The 20,991-nt window shown below is 38.9% G+C and carries 20 protein-coding genes; 12 read left to right on the plus strand and 8 right to left on the minus strand.

The window, feature by feature from the left end; genetic code table 11:
* Window positions 1-82: 82 nt before the first annotated feature.
* Complete coding sequence (locus tag H4J56_RS05325; protein ID WP_182230198.1) at window positions 83-994, plus strand: diguanylate cyclase domain-containing protein; 912 nt, start codon at window positions 83-85, stop codon at window positions 992-994.
* 216 nt (window positions 995-1,210) lie between these two features.
* On the opposite strand, the gene H4J56_RS05330 is transcribed toward H4J56_RS05325, so the two are convergent.
* The 3 genes from H4J56_RS05330 to H4J56_RS05340 all read right to left on the minus strand — a co-directional run bounded on the left by H4J56_RS05330 (window position 1,211) and on the right by H4J56_RS05340 (window position 4,289).
* Window positions 1,211-2,260 carry a trypsin-like peptidase domain-containing protein gene (locus H4J56_RS05330; RefSeq protein ID WP_220465261.1) on the minus strand — a complete coding sequence of 350 codons (1,050 nt, stop codon included), beginning with the start codon at window positions 2,258-2,260 and terminating at the stop codon, window positions 1,211-1,213.
* A 126-nt stretch (window positions 2,261-2,386) separates the two neighbouring features.
* A complete protein-coding gene (locus tag H4J56_RS05335) occupies window positions 2,387-3,742 on the minus strand; it encodes a Do family serine endopeptidase (protein ID WP_182221764.1) in 1,356 nt (451 codons plus the stop codon).
* Between the two features lie 91 nt (window positions 3,743-3,833).
* Window positions 3,834-4,289: a YhcB family protein gene (locus H4J56_RS05340; RefSeq protein WP_182213692.1), complete on the minus strand. Its 456-nt coding sequence runs from the start codon at window positions 4,287-4,289 to the stop codon at window positions 3,834-3,836.
* A 176-nt stretch (window positions 4,290-4,465) separates the two neighbouring features.
* Between H4J56_RS05340 and zapE the strand changes: the two genes are divergently transcribed.
* The 10 genes from zapE (at window position 4,466) to H4J56_RS05390 (ending at window position 14,057) form a co-directional block, all read left to right on the plus strand.
* Window positions 4,466-5,581 carry a cell division protein ZapE gene (zapE, locus tag H4J56_RS05345; protein ID WP_182213690.1) on the plus strand — a complete coding sequence of 372 codons (1,116 nt, stop codon included), beginning with the start codon at window positions 4,466-4,468 and terminating at the stop codon, window positions 5,579-5,581.
* 205 nt (window positions 5,582-5,786) lie between these two features.
* Window positions 5,787-7,943: an adenosylcobalamin-dependent ribonucleoside-diphosphate reductase gene (locus tag H4J56_RS05350; RefSeq protein ID WP_259367700.1), complete on the plus strand. Its 2,157-nt coding sequence runs from the start codon at window positions 5,787-5,789 to the stop codon at window positions 7,941-7,943.
* 33 nt (window positions 7,944-7,976) lie between these two features.
* The gene (locus H4J56_RS05355; protein WP_182213687.1) at window positions 7,977-8,645 is read left to right on the plus strand and encodes an NrdJb; all 669 of its coding nucleotides are present in this window, start codon (window positions 7,977-7,979) and stop codon (window positions 8,643-8,645) included.
* A 255-nt stretch (window positions 8,646-8,900) separates the two neighbouring features.
* Entirely contained in the window at window positions 8,901-9,329 is a 429-nt protein-coding gene (rplM, locus tag H4J56_RS05360) for a 50S ribosomal protein L13 (RefSeq protein WP_070375783.1), read from the plus strand.
* A 3-nt stretch (window positions 9,330-9,332) separates the two neighbouring features.
* Window positions 9,333-9,725: a 30S ribosomal protein S9 gene (rpsI, locus tag H4J56_RS05365; protein WP_182169313.1), complete on the plus strand. Its 393-nt coding sequence runs from the start codon at window positions 9,333-9,335 to the stop codon at window positions 9,723-9,725.
* Window positions 9,726-10,294: 569 nt separating this feature from the next.
* Window positions 10,295-10,885 carry a ubiquinol-cytochrome c reductase iron-sulfur subunit gene (gene petA / locus H4J56_RS05370; protein WP_070375785.1) on the plus strand — a complete coding sequence of 197 codons (591 nt, stop codon included), beginning with the start codon at window positions 10,295-10,297 and terminating at the stop codon, window positions 10,883-10,885.
* The gene (locus H4J56_RS05375; protein ID WP_146799547.1) at window positions 10,885-12,150 is read left to right on the plus strand and encodes a cytochrome bc complex cytochrome b subunit; all 1,266 of its coding nucleotides are present in this window, start codon (window positions 10,885-10,887) and stop codon (window positions 12,148-12,150) included. The genes petA and H4J56_RS05375 overlap by 1 nt, the downstream gene beginning before the upstream one ends.
* Window positions 12,150-12,863 carry a cytochrome c1 gene (locus H4J56_RS05380; protein WP_182213685.1) on the plus strand — a complete coding sequence of 238 codons (714 nt, stop codon included), beginning with the start codon at window positions 12,150-12,152 and terminating at the stop codon, window positions 12,861-12,863. The genes H4J56_RS05375 and H4J56_RS05380 overlap by 1 nt, the downstream gene beginning before the upstream one ends.
* An 85-nt stretch (window positions 12,864-12,948) precedes the next feature.
* Window positions 12,949-13,587 (plus strand): stringent starvation protein SspA, encoded by a 639-nt coding sequence (gene sspA, locus H4J56_RS05385; protein WP_070375788.1) that lies wholly within the window; start codon window positions 12,949-12,951, stop codon window positions 13,585-13,587.
* Between the two features lie 2 nt (window positions 13,588-13,589).
* Complete coding sequence (locus tag H4J56_RS05390) at window positions 13,590-14,057, plus strand: ClpXP protease specificity-enhancing factor (RefSeq protein WP_404842492.1); 468 nt, start codon at window positions 13,590-13,592, stop codon at window positions 14,055-14,057.
* A gap of 163 nt (window positions 14,058-14,220) precedes the next feature.
* Here H4J56_RS05390 and dolP read toward each other — a convergent pair whose 3' ends face one another.
* The 4 genes from dolP to H4J56_RS05410 are packed head-to-tail and all read right to left on the minus strand — an operon-like array spanning window position 14,221 to window position 17,648.
* Window positions 14,221-14,787 (minus strand): division/outer membrane stress-associated lipid-binding lipoprotein, encoded by a 567-nt coding sequence (gene dolP, locus H4J56_RS05395; protein ID WP_182213870.1) that lies wholly within the window; start codon window positions 14,785-14,787, stop codon window positions 14,221-14,223.
* Window positions 14,788-14,791: 4 nt separating this feature from the next.
* Window positions 14,792-15,382: a phosphoheptose isomerase gene (locus tag H4J56_RS05400; protein WP_070375790.1), complete on the minus strand. Its 591-nt coding sequence runs from the start codon at window positions 15,380-15,382 to the stop codon at window positions 14,792-14,794.
* Between the two features lie 27 nt (window positions 15,383-15,409).
* Window positions 15,410-15,784 (minus strand): YraN family protein, encoded by a 375-nt coding sequence (locus H4J56_RS05405; RefSeq protein WP_259366350.1) that lies wholly within the window; start codon window positions 15,782-15,784, stop codon window positions 15,410-15,412.
* Window positions 15,771-17,648: a penicillin-binding protein activator gene (locus H4J56_RS05410; protein ID WP_182221767.1), complete on the minus strand. Its 1,878-nt coding sequence runs from the start codon at window positions 17,646-17,648 to the stop codon at window positions 15,771-15,773. Before H4J56_RS05410 ends, H4J56_RS05405 begins: the two co-directional genes overlap by 14 nt.
* Before the next feature lie 76 nt (window positions 17,649-17,724).
* Between H4J56_RS05410 and rsmI the strand changes: the two genes are divergently transcribed.
* Complete coding sequence (rsmI, locus tag H4J56_RS05415; protein ID WP_182213680.1) at window positions 17,725-18,585, plus strand: 16S rRNA (cytidine(1402)-2'-O)-methyltransferase; 861 nt, start codon at window positions 17,725-17,727, stop codon at window positions 18,583-18,585.
* 123 nt (window positions 18,586-18,708) lie between these two features.
* On the opposite strand, the gene H4J56_RS05420 is transcribed toward rsmI, so the two are convergent.
* Window positions 18,709-20,967: a TonB-dependent receptor gene (locus tag H4J56_RS05420; protein WP_182221768.1), complete on the minus strand. Its 2,259-nt coding sequence runs from the start codon at window positions 20,965-20,967 to the stop codon at window positions 18,709-18,711.
* Between the last annotated feature and the right edge of the window lie 24 nt (window positions 20,968-20,991).

The following is a 20,991-nucleotide window of genomic DNA, read 5'->3' on the forward strand; positions in this document are numbered from 1 at the left end:
GGCTCAAGGGCAAGTGAGTATTAGTGGGTCAAGTTTGGCTTGATTATTATCTGTTTTAAAAGAAAAAAGTTGATAGCGGAAAATGAAAACTTTAGAGCAAATCATTTTAATTGTCGATGACGATAAAGCAAACCGTAAAATGCTAAAAGAGTTGTTGCAGGAACAAGCAAAAATTATTTTTGCGAAAAATGGTAAACAAGCCAGAGAACTTGCTAGAAAACATCTTCCTGATCTTATCTTATTAGATGTGATTATGCCTGATATTTCTGGTTTTGAGGTCATCGATTCTTTGAAAAATGACCCTAAGACAATCAATATTTCGGTCATTTTTATCACAGGTTTAGCTAATGATGATGATGAAGAGCGTGGTTTTAATTTAGGCGGCTGTGATTATATCTATAAGCCCTTTAAACCCAACATTGTTATTGCTCGCGTGATGATGCATTTAGAATTAATTCGTCAACGTAAAATGTTAGATGAAATTGCTCATATTGACGCCTTAACAGGGGTTAATAACCGGCGTAAGATGGATCTTGTTTTAAAAGATGAAGTTGCAGCAAATAAATATGAGCATACCAATTTACTCGTGGCAATTCTCGATATAGATTACTTTAAACAATATAATGATGGCTACGGTCATGGCGCTGGCGATGTTGCTTTAAGGCAAGTCGGACAGGCGCTTCGTGAAATCTGTGTAAGACCACGAGACTTTATCGCACGCTATGGTGGTGAAGAATTTGTGCTCATCTTACCTGATTGTGATAAAGCGGGCGCTGAAATTATGCTCAGTAATATTGCTCAAGCGATCAAAGATAAAAAAATCAAACATCAGTATTCTAGTGTGTCGCCACAATTAACAGTCAGTGTTGGTGCTGTGGTGGTTAAGTCGTCTCAGTCTGTTGTTGTCGCTAATGTTATGAAAAAAGCGGACAGTTTACTCTATCAGGCGAAAAACAATGGCCGTAATCAATACTGTCTTGCTGAGCTGAGCTGAGCTGAACGAACTAGGCAAATTGTTTATCAACAGCGCCGGATGTTAGTTAATTTTTAGCCAAGTGATAAAACACCCATGGCGTTATAATTTAATCACTGTCTTGCTGAGCTGAACGAGCTGAACGAACTAGGCAAATTGTTTATCAACAGCGCCAAATTTTTGTTAACTTTTGGCGCAAGAGATAAAAAACATTTGGCATTATCATTTAATCACTGGCTAATCTTTTGCCTTTTCAGAAATAGTGACAGATACTTCTATTAACTGTTTCTTTCGTATTAATTTAAAAGGTAATACGGTGCCAGGTTGAGTTTCAGCCACAATATCTTGTGCTTGTATAAATGAACTAATGGCGACATTATTAATCTGGTAAACGATATCACCCGGTTGTAAGCCAGCTCTAAAGGCAGGGCTGTTCTTTTCAACGCCAGCAATAGTAAAACCTTTAAAGTTGTTTGGTAGCGAGTTGATACTTACGCCTAAGTAGCCACGTATTACCCGACCATTAGCAATTATTTTTCTCATCACTTTATGGGCGAGTGAATAAGGAACGGCGAAAAATATTCCCTGAATATTCCTTTCTGTATCAATGAACTTTCTTGAATTAATACCTACCAGTTCGCCATTAGTATTAATAAGCGCGCCGCCGGAATTACCATCATTAATGGCCGCGTCCATCTGTAATAATTCTAAATAATTAATGACACTTAAACCGCTACGACCTGTGGCACTTATCACGCCTTGAGTCACTGTTTGTCCTAAATTTAGTGGATTACCTATCGCTAAAACCACATCACCAGCAAGTGATTGTAAATCAGCTCTTTGTGGAATAACCGGTAGGTTCGCTGTGTCTACTTTAAGGACGGCTAAATCAGTATAAGTATCATAACCAATAAGTTCTGCAGGAAAACGTTGGCCATTTTGCAGATCAACATTAATTAAATCAGCATTTTGTACGACGTGAAAATTGGTTAATATATATCCGTTAGAATCCATAATAACCCCCGAACCTAAGCGGGTAGATCTTCTCGCTTTTGCACCATAGACAGGGCTAGTGCTTATATCTTCTGAATAGATGTTAACAACAGCAGGACTGGCGGTACTTACTGCTTTTGCATAAGATAATGGTTGTTGTTGTGGTTGATTGTTTTGTAGTACTTGCAAAGTGTTGTTGCGTAACTCTGGCACTAATAGAAGTAAAGTGACAGCTAACATCACGCCATAACTGGCTGGACGAACAATGTATTTTATTAGGTTTATTATGTTCAAAATTAATTTTTATGATGAGTGTTTAATATCGCTAGCATAGCATAGGTCTGCTTTAATCTTATAGTTTGAAAAATAAAAAAGGCTCATAAAGAGCCTTTAGATAAGTCCATTATCACCCTTGCGGTGTTAGCGGATCATTAAAAATAATGTGCTATTACCCCTGACAATATTGAGCGCAAAAACCCCTTTGTTATCATTTAAGTAACTGCGTAATTCACCTATAGACTTTATACGCGTGCGGTTTATTCCGCTGATCACGTCACCTCTTTGTAAACCAATAGCGGCGGCGGGACTTTCTTCTTCGACTGACTTAATATCAATACCTTGATCATTCGTACTATTTTCAAGTTCAGCGCCATCTAACATTCTGTGAATGCTTGCGGCCTCTACTTTTGCTGTTTCTTGTTTTTTAAGCGTAACGTCATAAGTCTTTTCTGAGCCGTCTTTTTTGATGACCGTTAATTCAACAGACTTGCCTGCGCCAATTGAGCCAATCTTTCCTCGAATGGCGGCAAACGTTTTTACCACTTTTCCGTTCACTTTGGTAATAACATCACCAGACTCAATGCCGGCATCGGCAGCAGCAGAATCAGCAACGACTTGCTCGATAAAGCCACCTTGGCTCGACTCGAGTTCTAGTGCCTTGGCGATTTCACCATTGACACTTCGGCCTAACACGCCAAGTACACCACGGCGAACTTCGCCGAACTCAATCAATTGTCTAACAATGTTATCGACCATATTACTGGGTATGGCAAAGCCAATACCCACATTGCCACCATTAGGGCCTAATATCGCCGTATTAATGCCAACAAGTTTACCGTGTAAGTTAATGAGTGCACCACCTGAATTACCGCTGTTGATAGCAGCATCAGTTTGAATAAAGTCTTCGTAATTCTGCGCGTTTAATCCGCTACGTCCTAAAGCACTTATAATACCTGAAGTGACGGTTTGCCCCAAACCAAAAGGGCTACCAATGGCAACGGCAAAATCTCCAACTCGTATATCATCTGAGTCAGCTAATTTTACTTCAATTAAATCTTCAGCGTCTATTTGTAGTAAAGCGATATCACTACTGGCATCGGAGCCAATTCTCTTGGCGGTGATTTGACGACCGTCTTTTAACGTTATTTGAATTTCATCAGCTTCATTGATGACATGATTATTAGTGACTATGTAGCCTTGTGCAGCATCAATAATGACCCCTGAGCCTAAACCTCGAAATTCACGTTTTCTTGCTTGGTTTTGTTGAGGATTACCAAAGAAAAACTTTAAAGCATCTGGTACTTTAGATTTATCTTCGTGGGTACCAGTAACCGAAATTAGCACGACACCCGGAGTAACCTTCTCTAGCATCGGCGCTAAACTTGGCAACTGTTGACCACTAACGGAAAAAGGTAAATTGGCTTGGACGGGCAAACTTGCCACGGCAATAGAGCCGGAAAGAAGAATACTTGTTGCTAAAACAGACAGTTTTTTCATAAAAGAGACAACCTTCTTATAAACATAAATGATTAATGTAATTTTATACTTAACTAAAGACCTATGCTGTGTGCGTTAGTTCCAAAGAACATTAGCCTACATTTGTAACACTTTGTTTCTTGTCGGCAAAAAGTCCACTCGCTTGACCTGAGTAGTCAAGTGGTGGTTCTGTGCTTGTTTCTTCACTCTTACGTTCGGCTCGGCTGTGACGTAATGATACGGTTTGTGCAAGTTGTTCTTGTGTTTCTTTTGAGAAAAAAGGCATGCCATCAACGTCTGAAGGTGTTGCTTGTTTTAATAACTGCGTACTTTTTTCCATTTGCAACATGGCTGTTTGGCAAGTGCTATTCATTTTGTCCAAAAGTATTGTTGAATCATCTAAATGTTCTGCAACATCGAGTTTATATTGCGCTAAAGCGGCTTCACTATTACTAACGCGTTCACTAAGTTTCTGGTTGTCTTGGACTGATGCAGATAAAAAACGACTAGCAACAAAACCTATTGCCGCACCAACTAATAAAAGAAAAATTGCTAAAACTATATCCATAGTGTCAAACCCTCGTTATATTCAATAAAATTAGTAAAAATATGGGAACTTATTTTGTATAATAGCGCTTCTGTTCGCGCTTACCTAATGAATATGATTGCGAATTTGTTAATTTCAAGAAAATATTTCATTAGTCCTGTAAAGACTTTGTGAAACAAAATATAAGTGGCCAATAAATGATCAAGCTTTCACCTCTAGATAAGTATAATGAAGATTTAACTCGTGATGATTTTTTACATGACGATGCGCAGGAAAATGCGGTAAAAAACTTACAGCGTCTCTATGAAGATCTTCAAAATAAACCCTTACCCGTTGAAGGATTTAAGAAGGTGCTTAATCGCTGGAAGCGCATTGTTGCCTCATCTGAAACCAAAACCATACAAGGACTTTATTTTTGGGGTGGCGTTGGTCGAGGGAAAACTTATTTAGTTGATACATTTTATGATTGTTTGCCTTTTGAAAATAAAATGCGTGTTCACTTTCATCGCTTTATGCACCGTGTTCATCAAGAATTAAAAACATTAACCGGGCAAGCTGACCCATTGAAAATAATTGCCAAACGTTTTGCTGATGAAACCTGTATTATTTGTTTTGATGAATTTTTTGTTTCCGACATTACCGATGCAATGATCCTTGGCGCTTTGTTTGAAGAATTATTTGCACATAATGTTACTTTAGTGGCAACGTCAAATATTATACCTGACGGTCTGTACCGAAATGGTTTGCAACGCGAACGTTTTTTACCAGCTATTAAACTCATCAATAAACATTGTGATGTGGTAAATGTCGATAGCGGTATTGATTACCGTTTGCGAACCCTAGAGCAAGCCGAGATTTACCATGCTCCACTTGATGCAGAGGCAAGTGAAAACCTGGCGCAATATTTTATTCAATTGTCGGTCAAACCAGGTAAGAAAGATGTTGACGTTAAAATAAATAATCGCTCATTATCGGCGATTGAAGAGTCAGACGGTATTGTGCACTTTGACTTTTCGGTGTTGTGTGAATCCGCACGTAGTCAAACTGACTATATGGAGATAAGTCGTTTGTATCACACGGTATTATTAGCAAATGTTAAACAAATGAGTGTCGATCGTGAAGATGCGGCCCGTCGATTTATTGCCTTGGTTGATGAATTTTATGAACGTAATGTAAAATTAATTATTTCTGCTGAAGTCGAAATGGAAAATTTATACAGCCACGGTGGTTTGGAATTTGAGTTCAAACGTTGTTTAAGTCGTTTACAAGAAATGCAGTCACATGATTATTTAGCAAGTAAGCACTTACCTTAGTGAGATAGTAAAACTTACTTAAAGATAATTATAAAAATGCCGATTTAACGATCGGCATTTTTTTATGCCAATTTTAGCGTTATTACGCTAACTAGCTATATGTTGTGTTGTTTATTGATCTTGATCGCAATATGTAGTGCTTTGGCTTTTGTCATTTATTTTTATAGGTAATATACACCAAAAATAAAATGATAAAGGAATGCTGATGACAAACGCTTTTTCACCAGGCTTAGCGACAAGTATTAAATTACAAGCCGCTTCAGTTGATATTTGGGATAAAAAATACCGCTTAAAAGACAAACATGGCCACCCGCAAGAGAATACTATTTCAGAAACATTTCATCGAGTTGCCTTAGCGCTCGCGGATATAGAAAATAAAGATAAGAAAAAGTGGTACGAGAAATTTGTTTGGGCGATGGAATGTGGCGCCTATCCTGCGGGACGAATAATATCAAATGCAGGTGCCAAAAAATTTAAGCCCGCCACATCAACAATAAACTGCACGGTTTCAGGCACTATCGACGATTCAATGACGGGTATATTAACTGCGGTGCACCAAGCAGGCCTAACGTTAAAGGCGGGGTGTGGTATTGGTTATGAATTCTCAACTTTAAGACCTAGTGGTGCCTTTGTTGCTGGCGCCGGTGCCACAACTTCAGGTCCACTGTCGTTCATGGATATCTTCGATAAAATGTGTTTTACCATTAGTTCTGCCGGCGGGCGGCGTGGTGCGCAAATGGGGGTTTTTGATATCTCTCACCCTGATGTTAAACGTTTTATTTTAGCGAAGCGCGAGGATGGTCGGTTACGGCAATTTAATTTATCACTACTGATCAGTGATGAATTTATTGCTGCTGTAAAAAATCAACAAGACTGGTTACTCAATTTTCCTATTTCTCACCAAGAGTTACTTGCCGATGATATCGCTATCACCGATCGGGATAAAATACTCTTCAAAGAGAATTATTTTGATAACGCTTATATTAAAAAACATAATTATGTATTGAATCATGAAGGTAAAATCGCCTGTAAAATTTATAGCACGATACCAGCTGTTAGGCTGTGGGATATGATAATGAGCAATACATTTGACTATGCTGAACCAGGTTTTTTACTCATTGACCATGCTAACGAAATGAATAACAACTGGTTTTGTGAAAAACTACGTGCAAGTAATCCCTGCGGCGAACAAATATTACCGCCCAACGGTGCTTGTCTGCTGGGTTCAGTAAATTTAGTTAAATTTGTTGAGCAACCTTTCACTTCTAGTGCGAAATTTAATTGGGATAAATACCGCGAAGTTATTAAAGTTTTTACCCGCATGCTCGACAACGTAGTAGAAATTAATGGCTTACCACTGCCTGAACAACAGCAAGAAATTCAAAGTAAGCGCCGTCATGGTATGGGGTACTTAGGATTAGGCTCAGCTCTGACATTATTAAAAATACCTTATAATAGTCCTGAAGCCCTGGCTTTTACTGACAAAGTATCAAAAGTTTTAGCGATAACGGGGTGGCAAGAAGCGTTAAATTTAGCAAAAGAAAAAGGTCCTGCGCCGATACTTGCACAAACGTTCGTGGTAACTCAGCAAATGCTAGTAAAACGCCCCGAAATGATAAAAGACGGCATAAAAGTGGCGGATAAAATAAAAGGTTCAGTTCTGCACGCAAAATACAGTCGTTATATGCAGCGTATCGCTGAAGAAAATCCTGAACTTGTCGAAGCGTTAGCTGAGGTTGGCGCCCGTTTTACACATCATTCTTCAATAGCACCCACAGGCACTTTAGCGCTCAGTCTAGGTAATAATGTATCTAATGGTATTGAACCAAGCTTTGCACATGAATATCACCGCAATATTATTCGTCAAGGTAAGAAATCAAAAGAATCCGTCGCTGTTTCAAGTTATGAACTGCTGGCATATCGTCATTTTATCAATAAAGATGCTTTGGCATATAGCGAAGATGACAATAAAAAGCTGCCTAACTATTTTGTATCTGCCGATGCCATCGCTCCTAAAGAACATGTTGATATTCAGTCTGCGGCACAATACTGGATAGACTCGTCTATTTCAAAAACAATTAATGTTCCAACTGATATCGATTATGAAAACTTCAAAGATATCTATTTGTATGCATACGACCAGGGCTTGAAAGGCTGTACGACTTTTCGTTTTAACCCAGAAGTCCATCAAGGCGTATTAGTAAAAGACGAAGAACTCGCTAATGTAACGTATCAGTTTACCTTAGCCGATGGCACTGAGATTTTAGCGAAAGGTAATGAAGAGGTGGTTTACGACGGCGAAACGCATACGGCTGCAAATCTTCATGACGCTTTAAAAGAAGGTTACTACGGTAAGCTCTAAAAGCCCTGGCAAAAAATAACGAGGAAACTAATAATGAGAGAAATTAATCAAGCGATCACTGCGGTTAAGGTGTTAGTTGCTGATCAGCTGCCTGTTAAAGAAAAAATAAAAGGCATCGCGGATAAACTCACCGAAAGTACAAAACGTCCTGAAATGTTAATTGGTTCTACTTATAAAATAAAACCGCCAGTATCAGACCATGCTCTTTATATTACTATTAATGATATTTTGCTCAATCAAGAAAGTGACCAAGAAACTCGCCGTCCTTTCGAAATTTTTGTCAATTCAAAAAATATGGAGTTTTATTCTTGGGTAGTGGCGCTAACACGGGTTATTTCAGCGGTATTTCGCAAGGGAGGTGACTGCACCTTTTTAGTCGAAGAGCTAAAAGCAGTATTTGACCCCAAAGGTGGCTATTACCAAAGAGGCACAGGTATATTTATGCCATCGGTGGTCGCTGATATTGGCCATGTTATTGAAACACATTTAAAGGCATTAGATATGTTGCCAAAAAGTGAAAGAGATAACCACCAACAAGCCTACATTGAGGAAAAGCGCCAAACAATAAAAGCTAAAGAGGGAAGTGAGCTATTAGCTTTTCCAACCACAGCAAGCCAATGTGTAAAATGTTATCAAAAGTCGGTAATCTCATTAGACAATTGCGCTACTTGCTTAAATTGCGGCGATTCAAAATGTGGTTAGTTACTAGCTAGCGATTGTATTCGTGATAAAAGTTTAAAAAAAGTGCAATTGATTGTGATTTATAGGTGATCTTAGTAGATAACTTCTGTATAATCCGCGCTCCCTGCGTTACAAATGCCTACTGTTTTTGACTTTTGTGAAAAGTAGTGGCGATGGACTCGATACTCGAAGGGGTAGAGCGTGGTCTTTTTAACCGGTGATGCTAATTCTTAGCATTCATCATTTAAAGTAACATAATAAATATTGGGTTTTTTAATGAAAACTTTTGTAGCAAAACCAGAAAGCGTACAACGCGAATGGTTCTTAGTGGACGCCGAAGATAAGACTTTAGGACGTATCGCTACTGAAATTGCAACCCGTTTACGCGGCAAGCATAAAGCAGAATATACTCCTCACGTAGATACTGGCGATTACATCGTTGTTATTAACGCTGAGAAAGTGAAAGTAACTGGTAATAAAGCGAAAGGTAAAATTTACTACTCGCATACAGAATTCCCAGGCGGTCTTAAGCAAATTAGTTTTGAAAAACTAATTGAAAAAGCTCCAGAGCGTGTTTTAGAATTCGCAGTTAAAGGTATGTTACCTAAAGGTCCTTTAGGTCGTGAAATGTTCCGTAAGCTTAAAGTTTACGCGGGCACTGAACATAAGCATACTGCACAACAACCACAACTTTTGGAGCTTTAAGCAATGGCTGATAATCAATATTACGGTACTGGTCGTCGCAAGAGCTCAACTGCTCGTGTGTTCATGAAAGCTGGTAACGGTGCAATTACAATTAACAAGCGTGACATTTCTGTATACTTTGGTCGTGAAACGGCTCGTATGGTTGTTCGTCAACCATTAGAATTAGTTGAAATGTTAGAAAAGTTTGACTTTAACATCACTGTTGTTGGTGGTGGTATTTCTGGTCAAGCTGGCGCAATTCGTCACGGTATTACTCGTGCATTAATGGAGTTCGATGAAACTTTACGTGGTTCTCTACGTGTAGCTGGTTTCGTAACTCGTGATGCTCGTAAAGTTGAACGTAAGAAAGTTGGTTTACACAAGGCTCGTAAAAAGCCACAATTTTCAAAACGTTAATATTTACCTTATACGTTTTCAAAAAACCGACTTTATGTCGGTTTTTTTATATCTGTCATTTAGAAAAATGAGCATCCGCAGTAAGGTAACTTCGTGGGCTGTTTATTATAAAAGCGACCTTAGGCGATAATAAATAATACAGTGCGAGTTCCAATAAAATGGTAAACTTTAAAGTATCAGTAATAAAAATAATATGCGGGAAAATAGTCGTATTATTGAGCTGTTTACTGAGCACTTTTTCGATGGTTAGCAATTACACTCAACTATATAAGCATTAAAATAATTTATCGGATAGCGAAAGAGAAACTATTCTTTTCTGCGCTTTTTTTGAATAATAATCTTTCGTATTTAGCTGTGTGTTTAAAGTGACAAAGTCAGTGAAATTAAGATATATAACTGATGTTTCGCTTATTTTTACTTGTAAAAAAGTGCTTATTTCTTTATTATCAGAAAAATTTTTTGTCGCAAGTTTGGGCAAACAATTGGAAAGTATTTCCTCTCGCAACTCACTGTAGCTGTGAGAATAATAATTCGAATTTGTTTGAAACAATGTTATTTGGAGATTTTGAATGAGCAATGCGCCCGTGAATAACGGCCGTCGACGCTTTTTAACTGCTGCTACTTCGGTAGTAGGTGGTGTTGGTGTTGTCGGTTTGGCTGTGCCTTTCATTGGTTCTTGGAACCCTAGTGCTAGAGCGAAAGCTGCAGGTGCTCCGGTTGAAGTCAATGTTAGTAAAATAGAACCAGGTCAATTAATCCGCGCTGAATGGCGAGGAAAACCTGTGTATGTGGTCCGTAGAACTGAAGAAATATTATCAACTTTAGCGGCGCATGACGATCAATTGAAAGACCCTGGTTCAGAAGAGCCTCAACAACCTACTTATGCAGCCAATGCATATCGTTCAATAAAGCCTGAGTTTATGGTTGCTTTAGGCGTGTGTACTCACTTAGGTTGTGCTCCTACTCACCACCAAGGCGATTTTGAAGAGTTTGTTGAAGGTGTAAAAGACGGTTTCTTTTGTCCTTGTCACGGTTCTAAATTCGATATGGCTGGTCGTGTTTTTCAAAGCGTTCCTGCACCAACAAACTTGGTGGTTCCTGAGCATTCATTCCCAACAGCAGACACCTTATTAATTGGTGTTAGCGCAGGAGAAGCATAATGTTAGCTAATTTAATGGCGTGGATTGACAAACGTTTACCGTTAACCGACGCGGTAAACAAGCATGCTGGTCAATACCCTGCACCTAAAAACTTTAATTTTTGGTATGTCTTTGGTGTTTTAGCGAGTGTCGTACTCGTCAATCAATTGTTAACGGGTGTTTGGTTAACAATGAGTTATGAGCCATCAGGTGAAGGTGCATTCGCTTCTGTAGAATACATCATGCGTGATGTTGATTACGGCTGGTTACTTCGCTATATGCATTCTACAGGCGCGTCAGCGTTCTTTGTTGTTGTTTATATGCATATGTTCCGTGGCATGATGTACGGTTCATACCAAAAGCCTCGTGAGTTACTTTGGATCTTCGGTATGTTGATCTTTTTAGTGCTTATGGCTGAAGCTTTCATGGGTTACTTATTACCTTGGGGTAATATGTCTTATTGGGGCGCGCAGGTTATTATTTCTCTGTTTGGTGCTATTCCAATTATAGGTGATGACTTAACACTCTGGATACGTGGTGACTACGTTATATCAGGTGCTACCTTAAACCGTTTCTTTGCTTTACACGTTATTGCAATGCCACTGGTTTTAGTTGTATTAGTTTTCTTACATATTCTTGCACTTCATGAAGTGGGTTCGAACAACCCTGAAGGCACAGATATTAAAAAACCTAAAGGTAGTGTGCCATTAGAAGAGCACAGTAAATTTACTTTCCATGAGCAATATACTAAAAAATACGATATCGTCGATGCGATCCCGTTCCACCCTTATTACACGGTTAAAGATTTAGTGGCGATCGTTATCTTCTTAATCATTTTCTCTTGGGTAATGTTTTTCAACCCTGAAGGCGGTGGCTACTTTATGGAAGCGCCGAATTTTGAACCTGCAAATGGTTTGAAAACACCAGAGCATATTGCACCGGTTTGGTATTTTGGTCCTTTCTATACCATCTTACGTGTTATCCCTGATAAGTTATTAGGGGCAGTTGGTATGTTTTCTGCGATCATTGTCTTATTCTTATTACCTTGGTTTGACCGTGGTACAGTGAAATCTATTAAATTCCGTTGTACTGCTCATACGGTTAACTTAGCGCAATTTGTTATTTGTTTTATTGCTTTGGGTATTTTAGGTACATTGCCATCAACACCGGTCTATAACTTAATTGGTACTATCGCTACGTTTGGTTATTTTGGTTTCTTTCTTGCCTTATGGGTATACAGTAAGAACGAAAAAACTAAGCCAGTTCCAGAGAGGGTTTCAGGATAATGAATAAATTTATTAGAGCTTTTACTTTTGGAATTTTTGCGCTTGTGCCTATGCTTACACTTGCTGCTAGCAGTGGTGTTCATTTAGACAAAGCCGGTAATGATTTAAGTGACAAAGAGTCACTTAAACGTGGTTTTCAATCTTACATTAATTATTGTTTAGGTTGTCACCAGTTACAGTACCAAAGATACAACCGTACTTTTGAGGATTTAGGTATTAGTGAAGCCGATGGTATTGCTAATTATATGTATACGGGTGAAAAAGTCGGTGATCATATTACTAATACTATGCCAGCAAAAGATGCGGCTAAATGGTTTGGTAATACACCACCTGATTTAACGCTAATGGCGCGTTTAAAACCAGGGCCTGATTATATTTATACCTACTTGCGTTCTTTCTACGTTGATCCTGAGCGTCCCTTTGGCGTTAATAACACGGTATTAAAAAATGCGGGTATGCCGCATGTTTTACAGGGTTTACAAGGTGTTCGTACGATGGACGAAAATGGTAAACTCAGTGAAGCAACGGGTGGTTCTATGACCGTTGAAGAGTACGATGCCTTTGCTCGTGATTTAGCCAATTTCTTAGAGTACACCGGTGAGCCAAGCAAGCTTAAGCGTGAAGCTATGGGATATTGGGTAATAGGTTTCTTATTTATTTTCCTTATTTTTGCTTACTTACTTAAAGTTGAATATTGGAAGGATGTACACTAACAATTATTGTTAATGTACAGCGTTTTATTTATGGGGGGCTTTGGCCCCCTTTGTTAGTTTTTTATTACAGATTTTTGGAGGCATTATGGCCGTAGCAGCAAACAAGCGTTCAGTGATGAATTTATATTCTCATGCTGATGATATGTATAGTCATCAAACACGCATCGTACTCGCTGAAAAAGGTGTTGGCGTTGATATTCACTTAGTTGATTTGGCTAACTTACCAGAAGATTTACTCGACTTAAATCCCTATGGCACAGTACCGACGTTAATTGATCGTGAATTAGCACTATACGAAGCATCAATTATTATTGAATACTTAGATGAGCGTTTTCCTCATCCACCATTAATGCCAGTTTATCCGGTATCACGTGGTCGTAGCCGTTTGATGATGCATCGCGTAGAACAAGATTGGTACAGTCTAGCAAAAATAATTATGAGTGGCCCAGCAGACGCTGCAAGCAAAGCTCGTCAAGAACTTAAAGAAAGTTTGTTAAGTGTAGCGCCAATTTTAAATGAAGCGCCTTACTTTATGAGTGAAGAATTTAGTTTAGTTGACTGTTACTTAGCACCACTATTATGGCGTTTACCTGCTTTAGGTATTGAACTTGATGGTGAAGGCTCTAAAGAATTTAAAGGTTACATGCTGAAGTTATTTGAACGTGAGTCATTTCAAGCATCGTTAACTGAAGAAGAACGTGAAATACGTTTAGGTATGTTTTAACCTTGATATCTCCAGAGATGACCTCTAACAAGCCTTATATAGTGAGAGCTTTTTATCAGTGGATTTCTGATAACGACCTTACACCATATATTGCTGTAGATACGAGTGTCTATGGTGTGTTAGTTCCAACAGCTTATGTGACTGATGGGCAAATTGTGCTCAACGTTTCAATGTCAGCTGTTGGCTCTATTTCTCTTGCTGATCATGCCATTGAAGTTAGCGCACGTTTTGGTGGTAAGCTTGAACAGCTGGTCGTGCCTTACGGTGCTATAAGTGCTATTTATGCAAAAGAGAATGGTGCAGGGACATCGCTTGCGATTGAACACCCTGAACCAGAACTTGATAAAGAAATAAGTCCAGTAAAGCCAGTAGGTTTATCTAGTGTCTCTTCAGATAAGAGCAGCACTGTAAAAACCAAGTCTGAAACGGGTTCAGCGAAAGGTAAGCCTAGCTTAAAAGTGATCAAGTAATTACTAAAGACACCATAATTTTTGTTGGTATATTAGCGGTTATGCTGAAACTGTTTTAAATTTATTTCAGTCGTTATTATGGCAAGCAGCAAATAATAAAAAAGCTTCACAAGTATTAACTTGTGAAGCTTTTTTTATGAGCGCGATGGTAAGTAACTTATCGTTAAATGTATTCAAATATTTTGAATACACGATTGACGCCGCTAACATTACGGGCTATCTCTACGGCTTCATTAGCTTGTGCTTGTGTTATTAAGCCCATTAAAAATACTTCGCCATTTTCAGTAACCACTTTAATATTAGTCGCATCGATGTTGTCACTGCCAAAAAGAGCCGCTTTAACCTTAGATGTTAACCAAACATCATTACTTCTGGTCGTAATAGAAGTGGTATTACTGATACGAATTTGATTATGTAGCTGAACAATTTGTTTAACTTCATTAATCGATTTTATCGCCAGATCGCGTAAATAGGTATTGGGCACTTGCCCGATAACTAAGACACTACCGTTAACACTGATCACTTGTAGATTAGTGTTGTCTTCGAGGGCTTGATGTTTGCCAAGCTTAGCATTGGCCTCAAATTCAATTTTTTGGTCGTCCAACTGTGTACCAATACTACGCTCATCGGTAGCAGCAGATGCTCCACCGACAATAGTAACAACAGCAGCAGCAACACACCCTTGCAAAAGTACAATACTTGCTAGGGTTATTAATAATTTTTTTCGCATCATATTAATTGGCATCTTGAGGAAATAAAGTCGTGTCAATAATATCGCATAAGCAATGTATTACCACTAAATGTACTTCTTGAATTCTAGCCGTACGTGAAGAAGGTACACGTATTTCTACATCGTTTTCGCCCAGTAAACCTGCAATATCACCACCATCACCGCCGGTTAATGCGATAATAGGAATGTCGCGAGATACTGCTGCTTCAATCGCTTTTATGACATTGCGAGAATTACCACTGGTTGAAATAGCGAGTAAAACGTCACCATTATTACCTAATGCTCGCACTTGTTTAGAAAATATTTCATCAAAGGAATAATCATTCCCGATAGAAGTAATCGTCGACGTGTCGGTTGTTAAGGCTATTGCCGGCAAAGGTGGTCGTTCAGTTTCATAGCGGTTTAATAACTCGGCTGAAAAGTGCTGTGCATCACCGGCTGAACCGCCGTTACCACAGGCAAGTATTTTATTACCAGCCAATAAGCTTTGCACCATTATCATACCAGCATGCTCAATAGGGCCTGCTAGTAATTCACTGGCGGCAATTTTGGTTTGGATACTTTCGGTAAAGTTGCTTTTGATCCGTTCTAACATAAATGAAATTAGCTCCGTTTATTGACTCTAAAAGGCGTTTTTTAGCCAGGTAATATCGAGATTGTTTATATTACCTTGTAAAGCAATAACATCAAATCGACAAGAAGTATTATATTCGTTTAAACCACATTGTTGCAGATAAATTGCAGCTGTTTTCCTAATTTTTTGCTGTTTTTTCGTTGATATTGCTGAAATAGCACCACCAAACGACATCGAAGCACGATATTTTACTTCGACAAAGACATAAGTGTCAGCATCTTTGACGATTATATCAATTTCACCTAACCGGCAGGTGTAGTTTTTTTCTTCAATAATTAAGCCTTGTGCCACCAAAAAATCTCCCGCGTACCTTTCGGTAATATCGCCAGTTTTTTTAGTCGTAACTGGCTTAGTCCATGGCAATTTCAGCGACCTCGCCATCTTGATATATGCCCCACAATAAGCTTCGCGTTAGGGTGTTATTACTGTTTAATTTTAATATACCGGTTTGACCATAATGACGAACATAGGGTTTTTGTTTCATTAGCGGCAGTTTATCGACTAAATATAGGCTGTCATAACCCATGGCAAAGATGCGTTGTAAAGAGTCAGTGCGACTTGGCCAAAGCGTTTTACTCAAATCAGCTAATTGAGCATTTTGTTGTTGGCTACTTAATAGCCAAGGCATTTCGGTAAATATAAGGTTACGAAGATCATTATGCTTACTTGAATCTTGTTTACTGCTATGACTGCGAGAGCTAGCATAAACCGGGATAATAGTAGCAAAAGGACTGGTATTAACATCAATGTACGGTTTTAGTAATTTTGTTTGTGCCGGTGAACCCACTAAGTAAAACATATCGATGTCACGGCGATTTCTTGGCTCTGAATCGATACTCTGTTTTACTCTTATTTTCAAATCCTTGATACGGGCTTGGCTACTATCAACCTCTAAGCTAGCTTTGAGTTGCTCTTGCATCATTTTGCCTTTTTCGAAATAAACAACTTCAGGAGCATAGCCGTTAATCAGTTGCCATTGTTTGCTAAAGGCTCGGGCAATTCTTTTACTGGCGGTATCTCGGTGGCTGAGTATGACTGGTGAGCGATAATTTTTTCGACTCAATGTTGTTGCTGCTTGGTAAGCTTCGTCTTCTGGACGCATCGACAGAATGAATTGCTCTGCGCTCCGTTGCTGAACTTTTGGGGTGTTAAGCAATAAGCTAGGTAGCAAAATTTCACCTTGGGCAAGGAACTTATCAACATTATTTTTAAGCAAAGGACCAATAATAAAATGACTATCTAAGGCGATTAGCTGTTCATTTAATAAGGTCCAGTCAAGTGTATCAGCATCGATAAAGGTTAAGTTTTTATTGGGAATATTACTATAAGCGGCTAGGATCCCTTGCTGGGCAGCTTTCCCTGCAGACGCTTGTTTACCGGAAAGGGGTAAAATAATAGCAATATTTTCAATAAGTGCTTGTGGGCTTTGTTCTGTTCTTCTTAATGTTTCAATAATCGCTTGTGCGGGGTGCGCAGAAAAATCACCTTGCCACTGACTTAAGTAAGCATCAAAGCGGTTAATATCACCGCCAAATTTATGCGCGTAAGTTAATAGTTGTTGCCAACCTTTAATATAAGGCGGGTCAAGCTCTGCTAATTGGCTGACTTGCCAAGTAGACAGTAAACTTAATGCTTGCCATAGCCCATAAATATCATCAACGTCTGTATTTGAACTGCTGGAAAACCAATGCAATTTAGCGTTGACCGCACTAATTTCTAATGCTCTACGCTGCTGTATATCAGCCAGTAAGAAGTAGTAGTTTTCGCGATGAATAGCGTTATTATCGGTTGAAATTTTATTAGCAACTTCAAGCTGCTTAAAGGCTAATTCAACCTCATTTAGCTTAAGTAAACTTTCTGCACTTACCAATGCTAGACGGTAATTGTCTTGTGAATTGTCAGTCAATGTTGTGAGTTGCTCAGATAACCATAGTGCTTGATTATAACTCTCCTCACCAATCAGTAATTCACTAGCATCAATAAGTGTGGCGATTGCTGTTTTTACTTCTTGTGTTTGTGCAGCCGACAGCAACTGTTGTGAGGTTATTTTATTATTGGCACTCGCTAATGGTTGATTTCGAGAGTCGATTGCGCCTTTATTGGCGGCAATATTTTTGGAAGTACCGCAACTTGTCAATAATGTCGTTGTTAATAGAACGACAGAAAAGAGTGTAGTAATTCGATAAAAAGTGCTTTTTTTAGAAAACAAAAAATTAGTTTGGCTCACCAGCGATAAATCCGTACTTTATTAGTTAGCTTTATAATAAACTTCATCTTCATCAGTCTCAACTTAAGTATTCATTATGTCGTCAGTATTTGTAGAATCAGGCACGCTTTACATCGTCGCCACACCCATCGGAAATTTAACCGACATCAGTCAACGCGCACTTGATGTGTTAACTCATGTGGATATTATTGCCTGTGAAGATACTCGCCATACTCAAAGATTATTATCTGCTTATTCTATCAAAAACAAAACATTATCATTACATGACCATAATGAACGCCAACGTCAAGACTATGTAGCAACACTTTTACAAGAAGGCAAAAGCATTGCACTGGTTTCAGATGCCGGAACTCCCTTAATCAGTGATCCTGGTTTTCATTTGGTTCGCCATTGCCGACAACTTAATTTACCTGTTTCTCCTATTCCGGGTGCTTGTGCAGCAATTGCTGCTCTATCTGTCGCGGGTTTACCCACAGATCGCTTTTCATTTGAAGGTTTTCTTCCTTCAAAATCAGGTGCTAGACAATCAACGTTAGCAAACTTATTAGAAGAACCGCGCACTATGGTGTTCTATGATGCGCCACGTAGAGCAATTGATACCGTTGAAGATATTGTCAAAGTATTGGGTGGAGACCGTCAGGTGGTTATTTCTCGTGAGTTAACAAAAACGTTCGAGACCGTCCACTCAGATACTGCTGAAAACTTACTAGCTTGGTTAAAAGAAGATCCAAATCAGTTAAAAGGTGAAATGGTTTTAATCATAGAAGGCAAAAAAATTGACGCCAATGTGATACCCGCAAAAGCGATTGACACATTGAAGTTATTATTGGAAGAAATGAAACCTAAAAAAGCTTGTGCAATTACTGCTGAAATTTATGGTGTGAAGAAAAACGCTTTATATGAGATTGCCCTTTCAATGAAGGAAGACCAAGTTTAGGTCGTTTACTCCCACTAATACGCTTATTTTAAATAGTACGAGTAAATGATAATTAAATAAATATAAAAAGCCAGCTAATAATATAAGCTGGCTTTTTGCTAATCGCTCAAACGTACCGTCAAACTAGAACTGATAACTCACGTTAAAATCAATTGTACGACCTATGATATAACGGCCATTATCCAACAGACCAGAAGTTCCGCGCGGATCTGCTTCTGTTAAACCTTCTTCATCAGTAAGGTTGTTCACCGCTAATTGCATTTTAACTTCGTCAGTAAGGTTTAGAATGACACCAAAATCAATTTTCGTATAACCTTCTAATATTAGCGCATCAGTATTCTCTGGATCACTGAAACGGTCGTCTGCCGAAGAAACTGTACCGTATACTGTGCCGTACATGCCATTGTCAAACTCAAGATCGTAGCTTGGCGTGATACGTACCTGCCAGTTTGGTAATCTTTGTGCTTGATTACCGACATTATCAGGGTTGCTAGACTCTGTAAGCTCAGTTTTTTGAAGCGTCGCACCTACGGCAACAGAGAAGCCATTATCGGTGAAGAAATTAAAATCAATCTCTACTCCATAAGCTTCATTGGTCGTTACTTGTGCTGGTTGGCCTGGAATAGCAACGAAAGAATCACCAGTCACTTCGTTGAAAAAACCTGTAGCATAAAGGCTAAAGTTATCCGCTGAGTGTTTATAACCTAATTCATATTGAGCAACTTCTTGAACTTCAGTTTGACCTTCTCTTAAATTATCAAAGAAAGGCATTTTGCTACCGTCACTAATACGAGCAAAAATTCCTTGTTTCTCTGTAAACATCCAGTTTGCACCAACAGTCCATGAAGTACTTGACTCATCAAAAGAGGCTACCTGATCAATACTACCGTCTAAGCCCGTATCAAGCGTATATTCAATTTCATGATTCTCACGACGTACACCACTATCGATAGTTAAAACATCTGAAATTTCATAAGATGCAGCAGCATAAAATGCGGTAGTTTTGCCATCACCAATGCTATTGATGTCGTAACTCCAACTACAGTGGTCGGCATTGTCATTACAGTCAATACCTGTCAGGTTTTCGCCACCTTGTTCTACCACATGATAAGACTGATTACCTAATGACCACCAATCGGTAGATGAAAATGTAGAATTATAAAAACCACCCGTTACACTGCCTTTATCAAATGTTTTAGTTAAAGCAAAGTCATTAGTAAATGCTTCAATTTCTTTGAGAACGACCCAACCACCAATCATTTGAACGTCGGTATTACCATTATATTGAGTACCAGTAACCACACCAATGGCCGATTCGCCATTATCAGCAACCGTTGATAACTTAACCGCTCCACCTTGTGGTACTAAGCCATAGGTATCAGCATCACCTTTGGTGTAAGAGAAACGATCAACAAGACCCCAACCATTATCAAGGGTTAAATCAATGCTACCGCCAGATACTGCGCCATTCCAGCCTCGGCCTTTACCAAAATCAAAAACTTTAGATTCTCCATCACCAAACTCAATTTTTTGCAGACGATTATTAGTGCCAATTTGCGTATAGTTATTGTCTACGCCATCAACAGTGATAGGTGCGGGTACATACCAAGTACCATGATCATCAGTTTGACGGGTATAAATATTAATTTTACCGTTGTCTAACTTTTTAGTAATGTTAATAGTAAATTGATTACCTTCTTCAGCATTAAAACCTGCGTCACGAGCGCCAGGTGAGCTTTTAATATAGCCACCAACCATGAAGTATAAATCATCAGCTAAGCGACCACTTATTACGCTATCTACACGTTGTAAGCCGTAATCGGATGTTGAATATTTAATTGAACCTTCAGTATATTCAGAGCCTTCTTTTAATAAAAAGTTAGTGGTTAAGCCTGGCTGACCATTTGATATTACTGGGTTTGTGCCGCCACGAAGTGCTTCCATAAATTCAATAGTATCGTCTAAGCGAAATATGCTTGAATTTTCTAGGAAACTAAGTGTTGGTGGTGGGAAAATAGGAGCGCCTTGCAGCTGAATTGTAAGGTATGGTGCGTCACTTGCACCTGGAAAGCCGCGAACAAATACATTGGCACCGGCAACGCCACCCGAGCTTTCAGCCCAAACACCAGGAATTGCTTTAAAAAGATCAGCGGTACTTTTAGGTGCTATTTTTATCATGTCGTCTTCAGAAAAAGAACTAACAGCAAAGCTTGCTTCTTCCTTAGCAACGCTTTTACCGCTGAAAGTACCCGTAACAACAATTTTTTCGATATTAGCATTTTTATTTTTTGTTGATGTTTTCTCTGCCGCAAAGCTTGAACTCACTTGGCAGCTTAATGCGACAACTATCGCAATGGTAGATAGTTTGAAGTTAGTAGTCATGTATTTTTCCCTCTTATACCAATA

This window comes from Colwellia sp. BRX8-4 (genome assembly GCF_014077345.1).
Classification (GTDB): domain Bacteria; phylum Pseudomonadota; class Gammaproteobacteria; order Enterobacterales; family Alteromonadaceae; genus Colwellia_A.